The 21,538-nt window shown below is 56.6% G+C and carries 17 protein-coding genes and 1 pseudogene; 8 read left to right on the forward strand and 10 right to left on the reverse strand.

Annotated features, from left to right (window positions below):
- Window positions 1-1,330: 1,330 nt before the first annotated feature.
- Both OSH03_RS15035 and OSH03_RS15040 read left to right on the forward strand, forming a co-directional pair.
- Window positions 1,331-5,974, forward strand: a pseudogene (locus OSH03_RS15035) (hemagglutinin repeat-containing protein); the annotation flags it as partial.
- Window positions 5,964-6,239 (forward strand): hypothetical protein, encoded by a 276-nt coding sequence (locus OSH03_RS15040; protein ID WP_266179469.1) that lies wholly within the window; start codon window positions 5,964-5,966, stop codon window positions 6,237-6,239. The pseudogene OSH03_RS15035 and the gene OSH03_RS15040, both read left to right, overlap by 11 nt.
- A gap of 108 nt (window positions 6,240-6,347) precedes the next feature.
- Here the strand turns inward: OSH03_RS15040 and OSH03_RS15045 are convergent, their stop codons facing one another.
- The 4 genes from OSH03_RS15045 to OSH03_RS15060 all read right to left on the reverse strand — a co-directional run bounded on the left by OSH03_RS15045 (window position 6,348) and on the right by OSH03_RS15060 (window position 9,879).
- On the reverse strand, window positions 6,348-7,436 hold the full coding sequence (locus OSH03_RS15045; RefSeq protein ID WP_266179470.1) for an AAA family ATPase: 1,089 nt from the start codon (window positions 7,434-7,436) through the stop codon (window positions 6,348-6,350).
- Between the two features lie 145 nt (window positions 7,437-7,581).
- Window positions 7,582-8,541, reverse strand: coding sequence for a YbgA family protein (locus OSH03_RS15050; protein ID WP_266179471.1), 960 nt, complete (start codon window positions 8,539-8,541; stop codon window positions 7,582-7,584).
- Between the two features lie 102 nt (window positions 8,542-8,643).
- A complete protein-coding gene (gene uraH / locus OSH03_RS15055) occupies window positions 8,644-9,054 on the reverse strand; it encodes a hydroxyisourate hydrolase (protein WP_061096663.1) in 411 nt (136 codons plus the stop codon).
- A gap of 99 nt (window positions 9,055-9,153) precedes the next feature.
- Window positions 9,154-9,879 (reverse strand): MerR family transcriptional regulator, encoded by a 726-nt coding sequence (locus OSH03_RS15060; RefSeq protein WP_028014996.1) that lies wholly within the window; start codon window positions 9,877-9,879, stop codon window positions 9,154-9,156.
- 117 nt (window positions 9,880-9,996) lie between these two features.
- Here OSH03_RS15060 and OSH03_RS15065 point away from each other — a divergent pair, with 117 nt between their 5' ends.
- Window positions 9,997-10,521, forward strand: a complete 525-nt coding sequence (locus OSH03_RS15065) for a lipocalin family protein (protein ID WP_266179472.1) — start codon at window positions 9,997-9,999, stop codon at window positions 10,519-10,521.
- Window positions 10,522-10,524: 3 nt separating this feature from the next.
- Here the strand turns inward: OSH03_RS15065 and OSH03_RS15070 are convergent, their stop codons facing one another.
- Genes OSH03_RS15070 through OSH03_RS15095 form a run of 6 tightly spaced genes read right to left on the reverse strand, consistent with a single transcriptional unit; the run spans window position 10,525 to window position 16,564 of the window.
- The gene (locus tag OSH03_RS15070) at window positions 10,525-11,535 is read right to left on the reverse strand and encodes a fimbrial protein (RefSeq protein WP_266179529.1); all 1,011 of its coding nucleotides are present in this window, start codon (window positions 11,533-11,535) and stop codon (window positions 10,525-10,527) included.
- Complete coding sequence (locus OSH03_RS15075) at window positions 11,535-12,053, reverse strand: fimbrial protein (RefSeq protein WP_266179473.1); 519 nt, start codon at window positions 12,051-12,053, stop codon at window positions 11,535-11,537. The genes OSH03_RS15070 and OSH03_RS15075 overlap by 1 nt, the downstream gene beginning before the upstream one ends.
- On the reverse strand, window positions 12,044-14,569 hold the full coding sequence (locus tag OSH03_RS15080) for a fimbria/pilus outer membrane usher protein (RefSeq protein WP_266179474.1): 2,526 nt from the start codon (window positions 14,567-14,569) through the stop codon (window positions 12,044-12,046). Before OSH03_RS15080 ends, OSH03_RS15075 begins: the two co-directional genes overlap by 10 nt.
- A gap of 23 nt (window positions 14,570-14,592) precedes the next feature.
- Window positions 14,593-15,270, reverse strand: a complete 678-nt coding sequence (locus tag OSH03_RS15085) for a fimbrial biogenesis chaperone (RefSeq protein WP_266179475.1) — start codon at window positions 15,268-15,270, stop codon at window positions 14,593-14,595.
- 53 nt (window positions 15,271-15,323) lie between these two features.
- Window positions 15,324-15,908: a fimbrial protein gene (locus tag OSH03_RS15090; protein ID WP_061096656.1), complete on the reverse strand. Its 585-nt coding sequence runs from the start codon at window positions 15,906-15,908 to the stop codon at window positions 15,324-15,326.
- Between the two features lie 53 nt (window positions 15,909-15,961).
- A complete protein-coding gene (locus OSH03_RS15095) occupies window positions 15,962-16,564 on the reverse strand; it encodes a LuxR C-terminal-related transcriptional regulator (protein WP_266179476.1) in 603 nt (200 codons plus the stop codon).
- Between the two features lie 703 nt (window positions 16,565-17,267).
- Here OSH03_RS15095 and OSH03_RS15100 point away from each other — a divergent pair.
- From OSH03_RS15100 to OSH03_RS15120, 5 genes are all read left to right on the forward strand, one after another.
- Window positions 17,268-18,029 carry a winged helix-turn-helix domain-containing protein gene (locus tag OSH03_RS15100; protein ID WP_061096654.1) on the forward strand — a complete coding sequence of 254 codons (762 nt, stop codon included), beginning with the start codon at window positions 17,268-17,270 and terminating at the stop codon, window positions 18,027-18,029.
- Between the two features lies 1 nt (window position 18,030).
- Window positions 18,031-18,510: a hypothetical protein gene (locus OSH03_RS15105; RefSeq protein WP_266179478.1), complete on the forward strand. Its 480-nt coding sequence runs from the start codon at window positions 18,031-18,033 to the stop codon at window positions 18,508-18,510.
- A gap of 241 nt (window positions 18,511-18,751) precedes the next feature.
- Window positions 18,752-19,642 (forward strand): GlxA family transcriptional regulator, encoded by an 891-nt coding sequence (locus tag OSH03_RS15110; RefSeq protein ID WP_266179530.1) that lies wholly within the window; start codon window positions 18,752-18,754, stop codon window positions 19,640-19,642.
- An 85-nt stretch (window positions 19,643-19,727) separates the two neighbouring features.
- Window positions 19,728-20,774, forward strand: a complete 1,047-nt coding sequence (locus OSH03_RS15115; protein WP_266179479.1) for a class I SAM-dependent methyltransferase — start codon at window positions 19,728-19,730, stop codon at window positions 20,772-20,774.
- A 65-nt stretch (window positions 20,775-20,839) separates the two neighbouring features.
- Window positions 20,840-21,283 carry an acetyltransferase gene (locus tag OSH03_RS15120; protein WP_266179480.1) on the forward strand — a complete coding sequence of 148 codons (444 nt, stop codon included), beginning with the start codon at window positions 20,840-20,842 and terminating at the stop codon, window positions 21,281-21,283.
- Window positions 21,284-21,538 lie beyond the last annotated feature (255 nt).

Genomic DNA, 21,538 nt, shown 5'->3' on the forward strand with positions numbered 1-21,538 from the left:
TTCAGGCAGTATTGAAACCCAGCGTGGCGACATTTCGATTCTGACCGGGCATTTAGTAAACGAGCGGGATGGGCTCAATGCTGTGCAGAGCGAAACGAATATCGCGCCGTCCTGGGTTAAGGGGGGAACGGCGGATATTCCAGTGGACTGGATTTCGTCTTCCGGTACCGGCAAGTACGGTATGTATGTGACGGAAGGACAGCGTTTTCACGGCCACGGTGACGACTGGTACCAAATGCTTGGCAACTATGCGCCTTATGAAGACGCGGATGTTCAAAAAGTTGCCGTTAAAACTGTTTCGGTTTCCGTGAGCGCGAAGGGGCAGCAGTCCCGCATTGCGTCCGGCAGAGACATCATCGCCCGGTCTGATAACGTTGAAAATATGGCGTCGTCGATTCTGGCGAACAGAAATATTCAGCTTTCAGGAAGTACCTTAAATAACCAGTCATGGCTAAACGGCACGTCGACGGTCTATAACGTTTATCGCTATGGGGTAGGCAATAAATATGCCCCCAGACCTGATGAGACCACGCGAAGCTATGACAAGCTGGTATCAAAATCGATTAGCTATGTTCTTGACAGTGTGACCACTGAAGGGACCAGCGGAGACGTTTATCGCGCCGTTATCCAGGCCGGCGGTGCGGTAGTCGCCAGCTTCAGCAACAATATAAGCAATACCTCCACCACGGCGAACGCTCCGGGCTATAAGCCTGAGCTCAGTGCCCCCGGGTTGAACCTGTCGGGCGGCCCGACGGTTGCGTCTGGCGCTAAGGCCACCGGACTCGGTGCGGCAACCAACCAGAGCGTTACTGCACCGCAGGCAACCATTAACCTGCCCGGCGGTGGGAATGGCATAGGTAATGCGGAAGCGCTCACCAGTCGCAATGCCGGCAATAACGGTCTGGCATCGATTGATAACCGTCCCCAGAGCATCGGTGATTTTGGTCAGTCCGGCGGCAAGCTGGCTGACGTTCACCTGCAGGCAACGGGTTTAACCACCCAGAACGGTGCGAACGGCACGCCGGTTGATTTGAACGGGACCGGTGCAGCCCTGGTGGTTCCCGGCAGCGCGGGCGGCAAGCATACGACTATTGCCAGCGATGCCGTGGCGCTGGCGGGGCAGCAGCAGACGGGGACAAGCGGGACATCCTCTCTGGCTTCCCGCGATAAGATCGGTGAAATCGCTGCGGTAACGGCTCAGATCATTTCGCTTTCCAGCGGCGGGAAAACGCCTCCGCCACCGGGTTATAACTACCGTCCTATTTCGCTTACCGATATCTCGTCAGTTGCCCCAGCGCTGACCCGCAATGGTTCGCCGATTAAGCTGAGCGACTATCCGCTACCGGCCAATAATAACGGCTATTTTGTGGCAAACCGCGATCCGAAAAGCCCGTATCTCATTGTTACCAACCCGAAACTGGCGGGTTTAGGTCAGCTGGACAGCAGCCTGTTTAATGATTTGTACAAGCTCGCCGGGACGACGCCGCCTTCGGCGCCGCAGGAAACCCGTACAACCTATACCGATGCCACGCAGTTCCTGGGGTCGGATTATTTCCTGGCGCGTCTGAATCTGCGTCCGGAATATGATTACCGTTTCCTGGGCGATGCGGCCTTTGACACCCGCTACGTCAGCAATCAGATCCTGAACGAGACCGGTAGCCGCTACGTTAACGGCGTGGGCTCCGACCTTGAGCAGATGCAGTATCTGATCGATCGCGCCGCTCAGGCCCGGGACAAGCTGGGGTTACAGCTCGGCGTCAGCCTGTCGGAAGAGCAGGTTGCCTCGCTGGATTCCAGTATCCTGTGGTGGGAAAACACGGTGATCGAGGGGCAAAATGTCCTCGTGCCAAGGCTGTACCTGTCGGCGAAGGATGTGGCGTTTAACAAAGGGAGCATTATCGCCGGGAACCAGGTGATCCTTAATGCCGGCAGCATCACGAATGACGGCAGTACGCTGCAGGGTAAAAGCCTGCTGGCAGCCAGCAGCCAGAGCACAATCAATAACATCAATGGCGGCCTGATCGGTTCCAGCGGAAGCCTGCAGCTTAGCGCCCTGGGCGATATCAATAACGTGGGGTCAACCATCAGCGGGCAGAAGGTTAGCCTTGAGAGCGTGGGGGGCAGCATTATTAACCAGACGCTGACCAACCAGTGGACTATCTCGGGCGCCACGAACGGATGGAACAGCCAGGCCGTCTCGCTGACGCAAACCGACCTGGGCGCACTTGCTTCCATCAACGCGACGGACAGCCTGACCCTGAGCGCCGGGAAAGATATCATCAATACCGGCGCTAACCTCAGCGCGGGTGGCGATATGTTGTTAAAAGCGCTTGATGATATCTCTATTACCGGGAATCAGCTGGTGACGCGCGATCGTTTTGGCCGCAATCTTAATGAGACCGTCACCAACCAGGGCAGTACGGTAAACAGCGGGGGCAACCTTGGACTGCAGGCGGGGCACGATCTGAACGTTACGGGCAGCAATCTGACGGCCGGAGGCAGCGCTGCGCTTTGGGCGGGCAACGATCTGGTGCTGGATGTGGCGCAGAATAGCCGCCACAGCCAGACCGCGAAAACGGACTCCCTGAAGACGGATAATACGCGTACGGTCATTAGCGCTGGCGACGATCTGACGCTGGCCGCAGGCCGCGATCTGCGCAGTAACGCCGCAGCGCTTGCCGCACAGGAGCGCGTGGGGCTGCAGGCTGGGCGGGATATCGATCTGCTGGCGGCAGAGTCTACAACCAGCGATAAATACAGCGCGAAGAAAAAAGTCGAGATCAACCAGTCCGTGCGCCAGCAGGGAACGGAGATCGCCAGCGGGGCGAATACGCTTATTCTCGCCGGACGCGATGTCACCACCGAAGCCGCGCAGGTGACGGCAAAGGACGATATCGGCGTGGCGGCAGGCCGCGACGTCAGTCTCGATACCGCAACCGAAAGCGATTATCACTACAAAGAGGAGACCAAAACTAAAAAAGGTTTCCTGAGCAAGAAAACCACCCATACCATCGAGGAGAACAGCGCGACGCGTGAATCCGGCTCATTGCTGAGCGGCGACAACGTGCAGGTGGTGGCGGGCAATAACCTGCGGGTGTCAGGCTCCGCCGTGGCGGGCGATGGCGACGTGCAGCTTAAGGCGGGCAACAACGTTGATATCGTTGCAGCCACCAACACCGACACCTCCTGGCGCTTTAAGGAAGAGAAGAAATCCGGCCTGATGGGCTCGGGCGGGATTGGCTTCACCATCGGCAGCAGCAAAAGCACGCACGATCTCCGTGAGAAGGGCACCACCCAGAGCCAGAGCTTTAGTACGGTGGGCTCGACGGGCGGTAACGTCGCGATTTCTGCCGGAAACCAGGCCCATGTCGGCGGTGCGGATCTTATCGCCGGGAAGGATTTAAGCCTCAGCGGCGACAGCGTCATCATCGAGCCGGGGCACGACAAGCGCACCCGGGATGAGACCTTCGAGCAGAAGAAAAGCGGGCTTACCGTGGCGCTCTCCGGCACCGTCGGCAGCGCTATTAACAATGCCGTGAGCGCGGCGCAGGAGACCAAAGAGCAGAGTGACGGCCGTCTGAAAGCCCTTCAGGCCACCAAAACGGTGCTGTCCGGCGTGCAGGCCGGGCAGGCAGCGGATATGGCGGCAACCACCGGCGACCCGAACGCAATGGGGGTGAGCCTCTCGCTGACGACCCAGAAGTCGAAATCACAGCAGCATGCTGAGAGTGATGCGGTGGCAGGCAGCACGCTGAACGCAGGCAATAATCTCTCCATCACCGCGAACGGCAAAAACAACGGCGTGAACAGCGGTGACATCGTGATTGCGGGCAGCCAGCTGAAAGCCGGGGGCGACACCACGCTGGATGCACAGAACGACATTCTGCTGTCCGGCGCGGCGAATACCCAAAAAACCAGCGGCAAGAACAGCAGCAGCGGTGGCGGTATTGGCGTGAGCATCGGCGCCGGAGGCAGCGGCGCGGGTATCAGCGTGTTTGCCAACGTCAACGCCGCGCACGGTAAGGATAAAGGCAACGGGACCGACTGGACCGAAACCACCATCGACAGCGGCAAAACCGTCTCCCTTAAAAGCGGGCATGACACCGTGCTTGATGGCGCTCAGGTTAACGGCGATAAAATCGTGGCAGATGTTGGTCACGATCTGCTGATGCGCAGCCAGCAGGACAACAGCGACTACGACAGCAAGCAGACCAGCGTCGCGGCGGGGGGCAGCTTCACCTTCGGCACTATGTCCGGGTCAGGCTATATCAACGCCAGCCAGGACAAGATGAAGAGCCGCTTTGATTCGGTGGCCGAACAGACCGGGCTGTATGCCGGGGACGGCGGATTCGACATCACCGTGGGGCATCATACCCAGCTTGATGGCGCGGTTATCGCCTCTACCGCCACGCCGGACAAAAACAGCCTCGACACCGGGACGCTGGGCTTCAGCGATATCCACAACGAGGCGGACTTTAAAACCTCGCACTCCGGTATCAGCCTGAGCGGCGGCGGCAGCTTCGGGGATAAATTCCAGGGCAACCTGCCGGGCGGCATGATCTCCGCTGCGGGTAATAAAGGCCATAAGGAGGGCACCACGCAGGCCGCTGTGGCGGAGGGCTCCCTCACCATCCGCGACAAGGCAAACCAGAAGCAGGACGTGGCCGATCTGAGCCGCGACACCGAACATGCCAACGACAGCATCAGCCCGATCTTCGACAAGGAGAAAGAGCAGAACCGCCTGAACGCAGTTGGGATGATCAGCGATATTGGCAGCCAGGTGGCGGATATTGCCAAAACCCAGGGTGACCTGAACGCGCTTAAGGCGGCACAGAAAGCATCCGGTGAGACACTTCCCGAAAATGCGACAGAGGAACAGCGCCAGAACTATCTTGCGAAGCTGCGTGATACCCAGACATACAAAGATGTGATGGTGACGTACGGAACCGGCAGCGATCTGCAGCGCGGCATCCAGGCGGCCACGGCAGCGCTGCAGGGTCTGGCGGGTGGCAATATTGCCGGTGCGCTGGCGGGGGCATCGGCACCGGAGCTGGCGCATATGCTTAAATCTACCGAAGGCGATCCGACCGTCAATACCGTTGCGCACGCTATTCTGGGCGGCGCTGTGGCGGCTCTCCAGGGGAACAGCGCTGCCGCGGGAGCTGCGGGGGCCGCGTCAGGGGAGCTGGCTGCGCATGCTATAGCCAGCGTGCTCTATCCGGAAGTGAAAGACCTGTCGAAACTGAGCGAAGATCAAAAGCAGACGGTCATTACGCTTGCTTCAGTATCGGCGGGGATGGCGGGTGGATTGGCGGGAGGTAGTACGGCTTCGGCAACTGCTGGAGCGCAAGGGGGAAAGAACGCGGCTGAGAATAATGCAACCTCCATTCCGCTCCCCTCCGGCCTTGATAACTACATGAATGCCGTGGGGTCATGGAATCAATATGCTGAAAGCCAGGGCTTATCTGTAGAAGAAAAACAGGCCGGTCTGGATAAACTGGCGAAAGGCGACTTACCTGAGGGCGCTAACATCACAAAAGTGATTGTCGAAGGTTACCAGGATGGGGTAATGATCGGAGCTGCCTGGTATTTAGGACCTGCAGCGTCCGTGGGTAAAGTTGTTGGCGGGGGAGTGATTGCGGAAATCGCTAACGGAGGGTACCAGTGGTTTAGTCTTAGTCAGCCTGGCAATGAAAATAAATCATGGGATTATAAAAGCAGCATTAGTGCTGGCGTAGGAGGAATGCTTGCTCCGGGAAGGAATACCTGGCAAAACGTCGGCATAGCTATGGGCGGGGCATTCTTTACTGATGGCCCAGATACGGGATCGCTTATTGGTTCAGCATTAGGTTCATGGGCTGGCGGTAAATTCGGTGAGCTGGCACCTTTCCCTGGGGAAGTTAATGATCTGATTGGTGGTTTGGGAGGGGAGTTAATCGGCGATAAAGTTAAGGATAAAGTTAATGGCAAATAAAAAGACGTTTCATCGGGCTACGTTTTTGGTTTTTCTGCTTAGTACCCTTTATTACGGCGTATGTTTTTTTGCGCTTATTTTTATTGTAAACAATGTGCTGATCGAGTTTATAAGCTCTGGAAAGATTGATTTTTCATCAAAATCATTAAGTTATTTGTCTGTGGTGAGCGCTATTGTTGGCGTCGCCGCAGGTGCCAGAGTATGGCTCTTTGCAAAGGTAGATGAACGCAAAGCCAGAAAATCATCTTCAATAGATCGCCACTAATTGACAGGCCCATCCGGGTTGTATGGACATTTGATATGCCTGGGAAACGTTCTTTCCAGGCATAACTTCGCTACAAACGAGATCTTCCTGACGATTTTTTCTTACCGACTACCCCAGCCTCTCCACCCTCGTCTCCCCCTCCGCCATCGACAGCTGATACAGCGAGAACGATCTCTGCTTCTCAATCAGCTTCGCCAGCTCCGGCGAGTGGCTGGTGAGCCAAATCTGCGAGTAGCGGCTGGCCTCGGCGATTAAGCTCGCCAGCGCGGGCAGCATCTGCGGGTGCAGGCTGTTTTCCGGTTCGTTCAACGCGATAAACGCCGGTGGACGCGGGCTTAACAGCGCCACCGCCAGGCACAGAAAGCGCAGGGTGCCGTCGGAGAACTCCGCCGGTTCCAGCGGCCTGCTTAGCCCCTCGCGCTGCATCATCATGCGAAAACGTCCGCCGGTATTGTCGCTATAAAACACGCAGCCGGGGAAGGCCTGGTCGAGAATGCGCATCAGCAGCAGCTCGTCGCCAATCTCCACGATGGTCTGAAACGCCGCCGCCAGGTTAGCGCCGTCGCTGGCCAGTACCGGAGAGCGGAAGCCAACCTGCGGGGCGCGCATCGCCGAGCCGGATGAGACGGAAAACTCATGATAAAAGCGCCAGTTACGCAGGGACTCGCGCATCTGCGACACTTCCGGGTAAAGATGCGGTTCGCCGAGCTGCCCGAATACCGATTCGTTCTCGTACAGCGTGCCGCTGTGGGTCACTTTTTCATGATGCACGTTGTTCAGAAACACGGCCTGATTCCTGCGCTTCATCAGCTGTGACGAAGGCCGACGGTGCTGGCCGCTCAGCCAGATGGACTCCTCTTTGATCACCGGGTCGAGCTGAAACTGCGAGGGATAGGGCAGCTTCTCCACAAAACCGACCTGCAGCTCGTATTCGTAGGATTCGGTTTCCACCGCCAGATTCATCCGCCGCAGCTGGTCGCTGCGGGTTTTGCCTGCCCAGAACACCTTCAGAATGCCGCCCTCGTTCGCCAGCGCCTGGGAAAACTGCCCCTGGGCGGCGCTGTGCATCAGGTGTATCGCCTTGTAAATATTGGATTTTCCGGTGCCGTTCGGCCCGAAGACGATGTTGAGCTGCTCCAGCTCCAGCGACATCTCGCGGATGGAGCGGTAGTTTTGAATGTGCAGGGTGTTGATCACAGGCAGGCCCCTTTTGCAGAATAAGCCTGTATATAATCACAGTCTTTGAGATGAAATGCAAAAAAGAGACGACAGTGAGGATGTCGTCTAAACGGGGTACTGCTTTGGGCCTCTACGGGTCAATGGGGCCTTCGCATTTTTATGATCACTTAACTGCCAGACGCAGACCCAAATCATCAGGATAGGGATCAAAGTAGTTTTGCGTCATCAGATACCGGTCGGGGTATTCGGCCAGGTAGTGCTTCAGCAGCGTGATCGGTGCGAGGATAGGCAACTGTCCGTTGCGATAGTGCAGGATCACGTCGCGCAGCTCGCCGCGCTGGCGGCTGTTCAGCTGGTTACGGAAATACCCCTGAATATGCATCAGCACGTTGGTGTGATTCTTCCGTGAAGCAGGTTTTTTCAGGATGGTCATCAGCTTTTCCCGGTACGCCACAAAGAAGGCGTCCAGGTCTTCCCACTCGTGCAGCGAGGCAACGAACGGACCGATTTCACGGTAACCCGCCTGGTGGTGCGCCAGCAGCTGAAGCTTATAGCGGCTGTGGAAGTCCAGCAGCGCGCGGCGCGTGAGGCCATTTTTACGCAGCGTGTTCAGTTCGTGCAGCGCAAAAACGCGCTCGACGAAGTTTTCCCGCAGCACCGGATCGTGCAGGCGTCCGTCTTCTTCCACGGGCAGCCACGGCAAGGTTTCAAGGAGGGCGGCGGTGAACAGCCCGACCCCCTCCTTGCGGCCCCGGTTGCCGTTTTCTTCGTACAGCCGCACGCGTTCCATGCCGCAGCTTGGGGATTTTGCACAGACAACAAAGCCTGCGAGATCGCCGATTTTCGGCAAATAATCTGCCGCAAAGTTAGCTATTTTCTGCGTAACGTCTTCGTGAGGCGCGTGGCTGAAGCGCATCTGCGTTTCACCGTCTGTCGTGACGATCAGACGCAGTGCCGGACGAGGCGTAGGCAGGCCGATGGCCATCTCCGGGCAGACGGGCCTGAAATTCACCCACTGGGCCAGCTCATCCATGACGAAGCCCATGCGTTTGTGTCCGCCGTCAAAGCGAACGGCGGATCCGGTCAAACATCCGCTAATACCGAGCACAGGTTTCGTTGTCATGGTGTAGTCCTCCCGTTCATATAACTAAAACTTACACAACATGACTAATTTGTCCAAGTATTCGCGGAACTATTTTTTATAATCCTTTAAAATCAATGCGTCTTAACTGCCCTTGTAGGTCGAGTAACCGTACTGACTAAGCAGAAGCGGGATGTGTAGCTTCTCGTTGGTGCGGGTCACGGTAAACAGCACCGGGATCTCCGGGAAGAAGGAATCCAGCTTTTTGCCGTGGAAGTACTCTGCGGTTTTGAAGGTCACTTTATACACGCCGGGCTGCATGTCCTGATCCTGCGGATAGAGCGATTTGATACGGCCATCGTGGTCGGTTTTGCCGCTGGCGACCTGAGTCCATTTTTCCTGCTGCTGCTTTTCCAGCGTAACGGTAACGTCTGATGGCGGCATTCCGGTTTGCTGGTCAAGAATGTGGACGCTTAGCGTGCCGGCAGGGGCGCTAAAGGCGGCAGGGGCAAAGGCCATTGAGGCCAGGATCAGCAGAGGGGCAGTTTTTTTCATGGTGTTTTCCTGTTGAGTTAGTCGTCACAGGAAAACGTTAGCATCTGCGGCGCGGGAAAATATTCAACTTTTCGTGAAGATTCCCGCAGGAGAAAATTATCAGAGGATAATCACTTCAAGCGATACCTGCTGCTGCCACTGTTCCACCTGCTTTTTCCGCCCGGCGGTGAGCTTGCCGCTGGTGACCAGCAGCCATTTCCGCTCCGGGAAAATCTCCGGTGCCAGCGCATCAGGGGGAACCGGCAGGATGTCGATGCGGTGGCCCTGCCCGGTGCGCGTTAAGGCTTCGAGCCAGATCTCGCACGGGTCATTCAGGTGCCAGCCGCTGAGCAGAATGTTATCACCCGGCGCTTTTTTATCGCCTTCGAGGCAAAACGAGGTGTAGGCGATGATGATGCCGTCGAGGATCGCGCGCAGGGTCATGGCGGCGGCGACGTTGGCCGAGACCTGGCTGCGCAGCGGACGCAGTACGTTCGCGACCAGTTCGGGTCTTGGATATTCGCGTCCGGCGTCGTAAATCATCTGGCGCAGGGACTCGACTTTGCCGTCCTGCAGGCGTTGCAGCATGCTCTGCTGCAGGGTTTGCCAGTTGTTGGTCCGCCCCGGCGTCGGACGTTCCAGCAGCGGTTTCACCTGGCCAATCGGGACGCCTTTTTTTACCCAGTCGAGGATTTTGAGCGCCTGCTGGACGTCCTCATCGCTGTACTGGCGGTGGCCGCCTTCCGTGCGCTGCGGCTTGAGTAAACCGTAGCGACGCTGCCACGCCCGCAGGGTGGTGGCGGTGATGCCGCTGAGTCTGGCGAATTCGCCGATGGAGTAAGCCATGTCCGTGTCCAGAGTGGAGGAATACTCTCAATATACTACGAATTTTCCCGAACGGGATGAAGCGCCGAAAGGGTGCACTACACTTAACTTCCAACCGTGCAAATGAAAGGAATTCTCATGAAGCTATGGCCTGTTGTGACCGGTGTTGCGATTGCCCTGACGCTGGTCGCCTGTAAATCCCCCACGCCGCCGAAAGGCGTGCAGCCTATTACCAACTTTGAAGCCAGCCGCTATCTCGGCAAATGGTACGAAATCGCTCGTCTGGAAAACCGCTTTGAACGCGGTCTGGAGCAGGTGACGGCGACCTACGGCGAGCGCAGCGACGGCGGCATCAGCGTGCTGAATAGGGGTTTTGATCCGGTGAAGAACAAGTGGAACGAGAGCGAAGGGAAAGCGTACTTTACCGGCGAGCCGACCACCGCCGCGCTGAAGGTGTCGTTCTTCGGCCCGTTCTACGGTGGGTATAACGTGATCAAGCTGGACGATAAGTATCAGTATGCGCTGGTGAGCGGCCCGAACCGCGACTACCTGTGGATCCTGTCGCGCACGCCGACCATCCCGGATGCGGTGAAGCAGGATTACCTGAACACCGCGCGCAGTCTGGGCTTCCGGGTTGACCAGCTGGTGTGGGTGAAGCACTAGCCCCTACTGGTAGGAAAACGTAATGCTGGCCAGCGCGTTGGCCGAGCCGGGGACCAGTTCTCCGGTTCGGATGTACTGCGCCTGGAACGGCAGGGTGAGCGTTTGTGCTGCGGCAGTGCTCTGGATAAAGAACTGGCCCGTCGCGCCCGCTGCCGAGCTGTCCGGCCCCATCATCAGCGGGCCGGTGCCGTTGTAGAAAAATTGTACCCCAACGCCGGACGCCGTGGAGTCTCCGGTCAGCGTCACCACCGACGACGTATTTGACGGCGTGGTCTGATCGGTCATCACCGCGTGAACCGCCACGTTCGTGTCGCAGGTCAGGCCAACGGTAAACGTCCCCGATGGCGACGTGCTTCCCACCGTGGGCAGGGTACGAATATCAATGGTGCCCAGCGCCACGCTGGCGTTTTTACTGCCGACCGTGCACCCGCTGGCGGTCACCGTGATGGTGGTCGGGCTGATAATCACCTGCGCCTTTTTGACCTCGTTGTTATAGGCGGTTAATACCGCGGCTTCGATGGTCGGGATTTGATAGACGCCGGATTTCAGGGCGGCACCGGTTTTAATGAAAGTGACCTTTGCCGACCAGCCCAGATCCTGGGCAAACCCACTGGTGCCCTCTGCCGGATAGCTTTGCGTGATACCGGTTTGCAGGGGGATGTATGTTGTACTCTTAAAATCCTTCAGTCCGATGATATATCCCACGCCCGGTACGCCGGTCTCAAAAATGGTGTAGTTCACGCCGTCGACGGTGACCGTTGCACCGCTCGTGATGGCGCTGCTGCTGGGCTGCAGCGTGCCTTTGTTGCAGGTAAAAATAAGCCCGCACCAGAACACCTGCTGTACGCTGGCGGTGGCGCTCCAGGTCGAGCCGATAATGCTGCCCGGCACAACCGAATCCGCCGGACCGCTGTAGGTCATCGGCTGAGGGGAGAGCGTAATGTCCGATTTCCAGTCCAGCGCCTGCACGCTGGCGCAGAAAAATAACCCGCTGATAAAAAACAGTAAACGCATCATAGATACTCCGTTGTCCAGGTGGCGAAGGCTGACACGTCCCCGGCGCTCACGGGTGCGCCGGTGGCCACCAGCTGCGCGTAGAAGGTCATCTGTACGCTGTCATCCCCCGCCGTTCCATACGCGGTGGTTTGCGTGTTGAGAGGAACGAGCACGTTCTCTTTGTCGAGGAGCTGCACCGCCACGCCGGTGGCACCGCCATCGGCAATTTTTAGCAGCTGTGGATTAGTGTCATTCGGCGTGCCGCTGAAGCGAATTTTTACGCCTGCAAAAGTCGGCCCGCACGCTTCGAGCCTGAGCGTAAAGGGCGTTTTAATATTGCTTACGGCCCCGGCCCGGCTGAACTGCTTAATGCCGATGGTCCCCAGCGGCACGTTTTGCTCCTCAGAGCCCTCTGCTACCACGCAGGTATTGCCGATCAAATTGCCGGTGACGGAGACCAGCACGTCATAGCCGCGAACGGGAAGGGTGCAAACCAGCAGCAGCGTGATGCAGCCGATTCGAAGCATTACTGGCATACCACCTCCTGAGAATAGAGACCGATGCGGGCGTTATAGTTTTGCTTGCTTAACGCATAGGAAATGGCGCAGCGCTGGCCGCTGCCGCGACCCCACTCGGCGTTCAGCGTGCCCTTCGCGGGCAAACCGGAGAGATACAGGCTGCCGCCATCGCCAACGATGCCGCTGGTTTTGTCATCATCGAGCGAGACCAGCGTGCCGAAGGGGAGCACGTCGTTGCCGTGACGGACGATAAACATCGCTTTTGCCCCCCGGTGCGTGGTGAAGGTGGCGCGTACCAGGGCGCCGTCGGTAGGCGTTTTGTTGGCGATGGCATTTTCCAGCTCCACGTCGTTGCCGACGGTCGTTACGTCCAGCGCGACCTGGTTGACGCGGTACGGCGTGGCGTACGGGATCACCGCGTAGCCCCGGCTGTCCGTTTTAATGCCCTTGTGGTTAAGTACGGCGACGTTGCTGGCCCCCGGGGCTTTCACCAGAATATTTGTGTTCCCGAGCGGCTGGCTCAGCGTCAGGCCATCTTCATGCAGTACCGCGCCGCCGCTGATGCCGTAGCTGAGGTTGCGGGAGTCGCTGGCGTAGCTGTAGCCCAGGTTGTAGTCTCCCCACGCGCCTTCGTATTGCAGGTTGGCATCCCCGCCGTAGTGCTGCTGTGCGCTGTAGCGCTGGTTGACGCTATAGAACAAATTCTCCTGGCCCGGCAGGTAACCGCTCACGCCCGTACTGGCGGTTGTGCCGGTTGAGTCCGCATGGGTTGTGGAAAAGCGCGCGCGGGTCGACAGCGCCGGGTTGCCCAGCGGGACAGAAATCGACATCGACAGGATGTTATCTTTCTTGTCGTCATACAGGCTCGAGCTCCGCTGGGCGCTGACGCCAAGCGACACGTTGCGAAATGTGGCGTTCCACGCAAACTGCAGGCTTTGCGTGGTTTTCGGCGTGTTCCAGTAGGTCTGCTGGTCCCAGGAGAGCGACAGCGAGCCGTATTGTCCCATCGGCTGCGACAGCAGCAGCTGGTTTTTTGCTTTGCGCGACATATGCAGGTTGTACACGGTGTCGTAATGGGTGGTCACGGTGCCGTCGTCTTCCACAGTCTGCTTTGGCGCTCCGCCCGTCATCCCTTTGTAGGTGGTATCGCTGAGGGTATAAAACCCTTTCGTGGAGTAGCGCAGCGAGAAGAAGTTAACCCGCGTGCCGATATCGTTCAGCAGCTTGCTGTAGCGCAGGCGCACCGAATCACCGGTGTAGCGCCGATCGTCCGCCAGCTGGCTGCGGGCGTGGGTCAGGTCGATGGAGTAGGCGCCAAAGCGGCCAAGGTTCTGCCCAAACCCGAAGGCCAGGCCGTTATAGCGATCGGCAAACTGCGCCCCGCCGTAAAACGTGAGGCCGTATCGCCAGCCGTAGAACAGCTCGCCCTGCGCGAAAGCGGGCGCATCCTGGTTGCTCGTCGGACGGTATTTCCCGGCGCCCAGGGCATATTTCACCTGTCCGTTACGCACCAGGTTCGGCACGCTGGCAAAGGGAAGCGTGTATTGCGTTTTGCTGCCGTCGTTCTCCTGAATGGTGACCGCCAGATCGCCGCCCGAGGAGGTCGGGTAGAGGTCTTTCAGCACAAACGCCCCCGGCGGGACGGAGGTTTGATAGATGATGTTACCGTTCTGGCGAACCGTTACGGTAGCGTTGCTGCGCGCGATGCCGCGAACTTCAGGCGCGTAGCCGCTGAGGCTGGCGGGCAGCATGTTGTCATCGGTTTTCAGGGCGATGCCGCGCAGGCCCACGGAATCGAACACCTGCGCCGAGGTATACGTTTCCCCGGCGTACACCTGCGCGCGCAGGGCGCGGATATCGCGCTGTAGCCAGGTCTGCACGTGGGTGAGCTCATTGCTGTCTTTGGTCCACGTGGTGAAATCACGCAGCCGCCACGCGCCCAGGTTGACGCCGCTGTTAAGGCTCGCAAACAGCTGCTGTTCCCGCGTGCGCGTCTCGCCGCGATACTCATTGTTCGAGCCATTGACCACATAATTCAGCCACGCGGCAGGAATGCCCGTCTCCCAGCTTTCCGGGCTGATGTACCCGCGCGGCAAATTGCGCATCGCACTTTGCGGTACGGTGAAGCTCAGGGTGAGCGTCTTCTGGTCCAGATCAAACTGCGCATCCGCAAACGCCTTCGTTAAGAAGATGCAGCGTTGCGCCAGCGGCAGCGCGCCGCCCTTCGCCTGATGACTATCGATGCCCAGCGCGTCGAATTGCTCTGGCGTGAGGCAGGGCAGCGCTTCACCCGTGCCGTCTTCAGCAAGGCGGAACGTGACGTTACCTGTGAACGCGTAGCTGGTATTGATGTACACGTTGAGGTTGTAATCACCCGGCGGCAGCGCGCTCCCGGCGTTGACCCAGGCGAGATCGGCGCTGTTTGCGCTCTCGCCGTTGAGGAACGCGGGGTTAAAGCGCAATTCGCTTTCAGCAGCCACGGCTTGCCGAATCACCAGGGCGATCGCCGTGGCGCACAGGATTTTTATTTTCACGTGGTCACGCCTTACTGTTTTTATTAGTGGGATAACGACGCGCGCGTGGCGGGCGTCCATGCCCCGTAATCGTTAATGGTCTGATAGCTCATGCTGCCCGCATGGCTGAAGGTTTCGGCCAGCGTCACGCTGCTTTTCGGGGGCACCATCACCGGCTGCACCGGCATTCCGTCAATTTTCACGTTGATGGTGGTGAGGTAGTACGGCGTGGGGTTGCTGAGCGTGACCTTTCCGGCCCGGTAGGCACCGGCCAGTTTTTTCCACGCTTCTCCCGGGCTCTCACTGAGTCCCGCCGGGCGATAAAAGACCTTGATGCGGTTTGCCGACGCAAACTGCAGCGTATTTCCGGCGCCGCTTTTAGCCTGCTGTGGGATGGCTTTCACCGTCATCCAGTAGAGCGTCTCCCGATCCTCTGGCAGAGCTTTGCCGTTAAACATGATTTTCACCGCGCTTTCGCTGGCAGGTTTTATGACGTACAGCGGTGGTGTTATCACGAAGTCGTTGGTGCGTTCGCCTTTCTCGTTCTCCATCCAGGACTGGATCAGGAACGTGGCGTCGGGATGGGTGTTTCTCACCTGCATCATGGCCTGATTGGTGGCGCTGGAGTAGACCATTCGCGTTGCGCCCAATCCCACGCCGCCGGCAGAGACGGCGGATGAACATATTGCGCCCGCCAGGCAAATCCATGTATTTACGCGCATAGTGCGTCTCCTTAACGCTAAGCCAGGCCCGGCCCGCAGACCGGGCCTGTAAATTACGAATAGGTCACGGTGTAGGTCGCGACGGCGCTGGCATCACCTGCGGTAGCGCTGCCCTTCGGCGAGTAATATTTCGCGCTGAAGTTCAGGGTGTTGGCACCCTTACGCAAAGGAATGGCCGCAGCAGGTTCACCCAGCTTCACCACGTTGCCCTGTTCGTCATAAAGGCGAATGGCCACGTTTTGCGCAGAGCTGGCGCTGCCGTTTGCTCCGACGGACAGGCTATTAACGTCGGAACCGTCCGGCGTTCCGCTGAAGGTGACCGCTACGGTTGTTGCGGCAATCGGGTTCTCTTCCGTTGAGGCCGAGGTATCGGCGATTTCACAATCTTCCAGGGTGATGGCAAAGGCTTTTGCCGTGCTGGCTTCACTGCCTGGGCTCGCCAGCGTCGCGGTACGCACTTCACCCATATCCACGTCAATGTTGGCGCTTCCTGCGCTGATGGCGCAGGCGGAGGTCACCACTTTGCCGCTAAAGTTCACCGTGCCGCCGCTGGTGCCGGCAGCCAGCGCCGTGCCTGCTGGCAGTAATGCAGCAATAGCGATCGCAAGCAGCGTTTTAGTATTGAATTGAGCTTTCATTGTCCTGATTCCATTATGTTGTTATGTCGAGATTTGCTCTGAAAGCAGCAGGTCTAACTGGTTAAAAAGACCAGCAAATCTGTCTTGTTCCTGAGCTCAAGTTTTCTTATCGCTGAGCTTTTTAACGCGCTGACACGACGGTAAGAAAGCTGCTCTGTTTCGGCGATGTAACGCATATCCAGACCCTTGCGGAGCTCCTTCAATACCCTCCATTCACCCGGCGTCAGCGATAACGCCGTGGGTTTCTTTGTTGGGCGATAACGGCTATCGACCATTTTTAATACGCTGGCTCGCCAGTGATAAAGCGGGTCCTGAAGCGAGATATAGGCGTCTATATCGCCACGTATCCACAGCCAGGAATTTGCCGGTGCGGAATACATGCAAATAAGTACGCCGGGATAGAGGACTTTCATCTTCCTGATATATTTCAGGCAATCATATCCCGCGTGATATTTCTCCGTGCCGGATAAGAAAATCACGTCTACCGGTTTTGCCGCGAGTATTGTTTCGATCTCCGCGTAATTATCGATCGATGCTGTAATCTGCATAGCCGGGGCAATATTTTTTAATAACGCAGCGATCCCCTGGCGCGCAAAGTGATCCCCACCCAATAGTGCGATATTTAAATGACGTGTGTTGTTGAGCTTATTCGCCATGTCATTCCCTCGATTTATAATTGTAATGAGACTCGTCCGGGCAGAACGATGCCTGTATTTTCGAAGCAATTAAGCATTGCACGGTGTGAGCCCACTATACCCAGGGCGTAAAAGAGGTAACCTGAATTAATCTTAATTTGTTTTAAGTGCAGTTTAGGTGTAGCGTCAATTTCTCCTCGCTGAACCGGCTTTTGCTTATCTGCCTGTAAATAATCATACCGGTAGTTTTTATTGAAAAGTTAGCTTTAATAAATGTTTTGTAAGGAAATAGTCTGAGGACGTCATGCGAGGCGGGTGGTTACTGACGCTGGCTAACAGTTTAGTGCAGAAATTATTAATCAGGACGACAGCTTTCGAATGAGCCGTAATTTCGAAACCCGCTGACAGAGCGCGTCCTCTCTGCTTTTTGTTAAAAAAACAAATTAAGCACGCTGAATAATTCAGACAATGATGACTAAAGCGTTCAACGGGTGACTTTGTCGAGTTTTGTCAGTGTCAAGAGGGCTTTAAATGGCGGTTAAGAAAACTTCAGGCCAGTCAGATAAACAGAAAGGAAAAATAAGATTTTTCGCCAGGCGCCAGGATATACAGTTGCGCATTTATCCGTCACATTAATCCTTACACAGGCGAGGGATACGCAGGTTAACCATGAAGGGAATCAACTGGAGCAACAGGCGTTGACCGGAGGTATTTAGCCCATTCTATGCATAAGCATTACATTATTAATGGCCTGGTAGAGTTTCACCCAGCCGCCAGCACATTACGGAATCTCAACAATCCTGACCAGGTGGTGGTATTAAATTCCCCGGCGGGCCGCTGCTTGTTGTTATTAATTGAGAGAGTCGGAAGTATTGTGACCCAACAGGAGTGCATGGATATTGTCTGGCAGCGCCGGGGGATGCTGGTTTCGCCTAATACCTATTACCAGAACATTTCTATTCTGCGTAAAGGGCTGAAGAAGGTGGGGTTTGAAACCGATCCGATTGTCACTATCCCGCGCATTGGACTGACGCTCGCAAGCGATACGCAAATCACCATTAAAGAGACGCAGCCGCAGGCTGAAGAGGAAGGATGTGCTGCTCCGGATGTCTGCGAAGAGGCTGTCGCCCCGACTATCTCTGCACGCCGCTTCTGGCTGCCGGGCGCGCTGGTGGTATTGCTGGTACTGGCTGGTATGAGCGTTATCAGCCATAGCCTGCTGCATGACAGCTATTTCGTAGACGGATACCGCTTCGCGATGAAGATGGGCGAGTGTCAGCTCTATTTTTCTCGCGATATAGAAACGCAACGCGATCGGGATAAAGCCTTGTCCTATGCCACCCCGTTTAAGGACCAGTGCGCGAACTATCCCTGGATATATGTGAGCGGATACATCCTGCTGCCTCGCGCGTCGGTCATTCGTTGTGACAGGCCGATGACGGAACCCAACCGCTGTATGTCTGATTATTTTATAGAGGATCGCTAGTATGGTTCGCTATCGCCAAACGCTTGTTGCGCTCTGTCTATGCCTGTTAATGGGAGCTGTCGTGGCGGCGTATTACCTCTGGCATCGCTATTACATCCAGCCTTTTGCCTGTCAGGTGAACTTTATCCAGCATCACCGTGATGAGACGCTCTCTCTGTGGCTGAATTACACCGTGGAGGGTAACAGCGGAATACTCAGTATGAATGGGCGGGTGAAAAGTGACCCAGCGAAAACGTTGAACCGCAAAGTATTCTTTCAGATTGAGCGCAAAGACAGTGTCTATAATCTGACGTCCATACGCAATATGAAATTTCCGGACGACAACATCAGCGACAGCTGGCTGGAGAAGTACGAACCCTTATTTTTTATCTATCCGAATAAGAATATTTATATGCGCATTAAGAAACAGCAGAATGAGAATTATTTATTTATTCTGGGAACGCTACCGACCTATGTGTGCCACACGTCAAAAAACGGATAGCGACAGGGAGAAATGTTTTTAAGTTTTTGCGGGCATCATTTATGCTTGATTTAACAGCCAGGACCTATCTTAGGAAAATATAACAGCAACAATAATGTTGCGATAATGTAATTATTAATTCTTCGGCAAGTTAATGAAAACTTTAATTGATGATAGCGTCAGAATGACGCCTGCACGGAATAAATCCCTGCATATTGGTTTACTCCTGTGGCCCCATTTCTCTCTTTTGGCATATTCAGGATTGATAGAGGCGTTACGTATTGCATCCAGCGTCCAGAAGCGTAGCCAGAAAATACGCTTTAAACTCAGCCTGATAAGCACTTATTCCGACTTACCGGTAGTCAGCAGTTCGGGGCTCAGCGTGCGGCCAGAGGCCGCCCATGCGCCGCCCGGTGACTTTGACTATATTGCAGCGATCGGTGGAGGTCTGGAGCATCTTCACCAGGGACACCGTGGCGACAGAGCGTTTCTCACGGATGCTCATCACAGCAACGTTCCTCTGATAGGTATTGGTACCGGGAGCTTTATTCTGGCGGAGGAAGGCTTACTGAACGAGCGCCGCGCCTCGATCCATCCTCATCATCATGGCGTTTTCACGCAACGGTTCCCGCAGGTTTATGCTGAGCAAGGCCTCGATTTTATCGACGAAGGTGATGTGCTGACCTGCCCGGGTGGGATCTCAACGCTCACCCTGGCAACGGCGCTGATCCGCGCCCACGGTGGAGATGACATTGCGGCCATAACCTCCCGGCGTCTGTCACTTCCTCCACATGACGCCGCCACGCCACGGCCTGCGAATATCGCCATGATCCATGATTCACGGCTGCGCAGGGCGGTGATGATTATCGAACAATACCTGACTTACCCGCTGAACGCCGCCAGGCTCGCCCAGGACGTTAGGCTGAGCGAACGTCAGCTCAACCGCCTGTTTCACGCCGAGTTTGGCAAAACGGCGCGGGAATTTATTCGCAGCGCCAGGCTGCGCTATGCCTGCTGGCTGCTAAAGAACTCTCATCAAAGCGTCACGGATATTGCGCGACGGATGCGTTTTAGCGACTGCGCCCACTTTATTCGTCATTTTCAGGCCGAGTATGGCTGTACGCCGGGAGTATGGCGCACGTCGCAGAACTGATGTGCTGATTTCGTGCTTTCTTCGTAGGGTGTTACTGGCTTGCCTGGATAGACTTCCGTTAAAAGCCTAACGGAGGGAAGACGATATGAACTGGCAGCCTTTTCGCGGCGATGTACCGGAAAATATGACGATTTTCAGTGCGTCCTTTCCCGACGTCAGCGACCAGTGGCCAATGAAAGACGATGCTGCCCGTGAAATCGCCACCCTGGATCGCGCCCTGAAAGCCGAGCCAGCGCTCCGGCCGCCGAGGGTGGAATACGAAGAGGGGGGACAGGCTATGCTGGTCCCCCAGAACCGCTATTCCGAACAGGCCTTCCGTAACCGTCCGGCGCTCGCCGCGTGGCGCACCCGGCTGGTGCCCTCCGCGCTGGCGCTGTTTGTGGTGCAAAACCCGCTGGAAGATCGCCTGCCTGACGGAACTAAAATGGACAGCGATAGCCGCCAGTGGTTTATCCACGCTAACGACGCGGTCGGCGTGCGCTCCCGCGCCCGCGTGCTGGCCGCGCTGGTGGAAAAGTACATTCATAATGAGAGCGAGAACAACTGGATCAGCCTCGCGAGCGGGGCCGCCATCCCGGTGCTGGAGGCGCTGCGCGAAGCAAAGCTCGACGGCCAGCAGGTGTATCTTACGCTGGTGGACAAAGACCCGGTGGCGCTCAGTTGGGCCGAAACCATGGCGGCGCAGGAGGGCATCGTGGTGGGCGAACAGCTGACGCTGCTCAGGCGCAACCTGCTCCATACGCTGGTGCGTAACGAGGACCTGCTGCTGGAGCTGGGCGAGCATCAGGCCGAACTGGTCGACGCGTTGGGGATTTTCGAATACTTCAACGATACCGACGCAGTGATTTTTCTCCAGCGCGCGCTGCGGCTGGCCAAGCCAGGCGGGGCGTTGATTGTGTCGAATATGCTGACCAGCAGCCCGCAAATTGACTTTGTGCTGCGGGGCATCGGCTGGGAGGATATTTACCCGAGGTCGTTACAGCAGCTGCAGGATATACACCTCGCGGCGGGCGTGCCGGTGGAAAACGTCACCGTGGTAGTGCCGAAGGACGGGGTGTACGCGGTGATGGAGATTAGGGTAGGGGATGAAAAACCGCACGTTCAGTTCCCTCTCCCCGTGGGAGAGGGTTAGGGTGAGGGTGGACAGAGCGCAAGGAGTGACTTGAATTAACGTTCTAAACCGCACATGATCCCCCCATGAAAATAGAAACCGCACACCCCAAACACTTCGAACGACTGGTCGCGATCTGGGAATCCTCCGTCCGCGCCACCCATCACTTTTTACAGGAAAGCGATATTGTGGCGCTGCGCCCGCTATTGCTTAACGCCTATCTGCCTAACCTTAAGGTCGTGATGGCTCGCGATGACGCAGGCGTTATTCACGGCTTTTTAGGCGTGGATGAAAACCGCATTGAAATGCTGTTTGTTGACGACGCGAGCCGGGGGAAGGGCGTCGGGAAATTGCTGCTGCAACACGCCATAGCTGAGTTCGGTGTGAACGAAGTTGACGTGAATGAGCAGAATCCGCAGGGCGTCGAGTTTTACCGCCATATGGGGTTTGAGCAGGTCGGACGCTCGGAAGTGGACGGGCAGGGGAATCCGTTTCCGTTGTTGCACATGCGGTTGGGTGGACAGGCTTAACGCCCTCTCCCTCAGGAGAGGGAGTCTGCAAGCTAGTTACTGGTAATTTGCCCGATGATTACGCCACGCACTTTTTCGCCAGCGAAGTAATAAGAGACGGTATTGCTCTTGATGAATCCATTCTGTACTGGAGTCTCCTGATAAAAAAGCATCGCTTTCTTTTTTCAATTCAATCAACCCATGGAGAGTAATTGGGGTCTTTGCCTGTTGCCTGGATTGCGCAATAATGGGGCGCATAACGGCAGCGCAAAGGGG

The organism is Enterobacter nematophilus, from assembly GCF_026344075.1.
In the GTDB taxonomy this organism is placed as follows: domain Bacteria; phylum Pseudomonadota; class Gammaproteobacteria; order Enterobacterales; family Enterobacteriaceae; genus Enterobacter; species Enterobacter nematophilus.

Coding starts and splice junctions, on each gene's coding strand:
- OSH03_RS15060 (WP_028014996.1), bottom strand. CDS start 9,879: ATGGCTTACTCCATCGGCGAATTCGCCAGACTCAGCGGCATCACCGCC.
- OSH03_RS15075 (WP_266179473.1), bottom strand. CDS start 12,053: ATGCCAGTAATGCTTCGAATCGGCTGCATCACGCTGCTGCTGGTTTGC.
- OSH03_RS15040 (WP_266179469.1), top strand. CDS start 5,964: ATGGCAAATAAAAAGACGTTTCATCGGGCTACGTTTTTGGTTTTTCTG.
- OSH03_RS15090 (WP_061096656.1), bottom strand. CDS start 15,908: ATGAAAGCTCAATTCAATACTAAAACGCTGCTTGCGATCGCTATTGCT.
- OSH03_RS15120 (WP_266179480.1), top strand. CDS start 20,840: ATGAAAATAGAAACCGCACACCCCAAACACTTCGAACGACTGGTCGCG.
- OSH03_RS15050 (WP_266179471.1), bottom strand. CDS start 8,541: ATGACAACGAAACCTGTGCTCGGTATTAGCGGATGTTTGACCGGATCC.
- OSH03_RS15100 (WP_061096654.1), top strand. CDS start 17,268: ATGCATAAGCATTACATTATTAATGGCCTGGTAGAGTTTCACCCAGCC.
- OSH03_RS15095 (WP_266179476.1), bottom strand. CDS start 16,564: ATGGCGAATAAGCTCAACAACACACGTCATTTAAATATCGCACTATTG.
- OSH03_RS15085 (WP_266179475.1), bottom strand. CDS start 15,270: ATGCGCGTAAATACATGGATTTGCCTGGCGGGCGCAATATGTTCATCC.
- uraH (WP_061096663.1), bottom strand. CDS start 9,054: ATGAAAAAAACTGCCCCTCTGCTGATCCTGGCCTCAATGGCCTTTGCC.
- OSH03_RS15065 (WP_266179472.1), top strand. CDS start 9,997: ATGAAGCTATGGCCTGTTGTGACCGGTGTTGCGATTGCCCTGACGCTG.
- OSH03_RS15070 (WP_266179529.1), bottom strand. CDS start 11,535: ATGCGTTTACTGTTTTTTATCAGCGGGTTATTTTTCTGCGCCAGCGTG.
- OSH03_RS15115 (WP_266179479.1), top strand. CDS start 19,728: ATGAACTGGCAGCCTTTTCGCGGCGATGTACCGGAAAATATGACGATT.
- OSH03_RS15105 (WP_266179478.1), top strand. CDS start 18,031: ATGGTTCGCTATCGCCAAACGCTTGTTGCGCTCTGTCTATGCCTGTTA.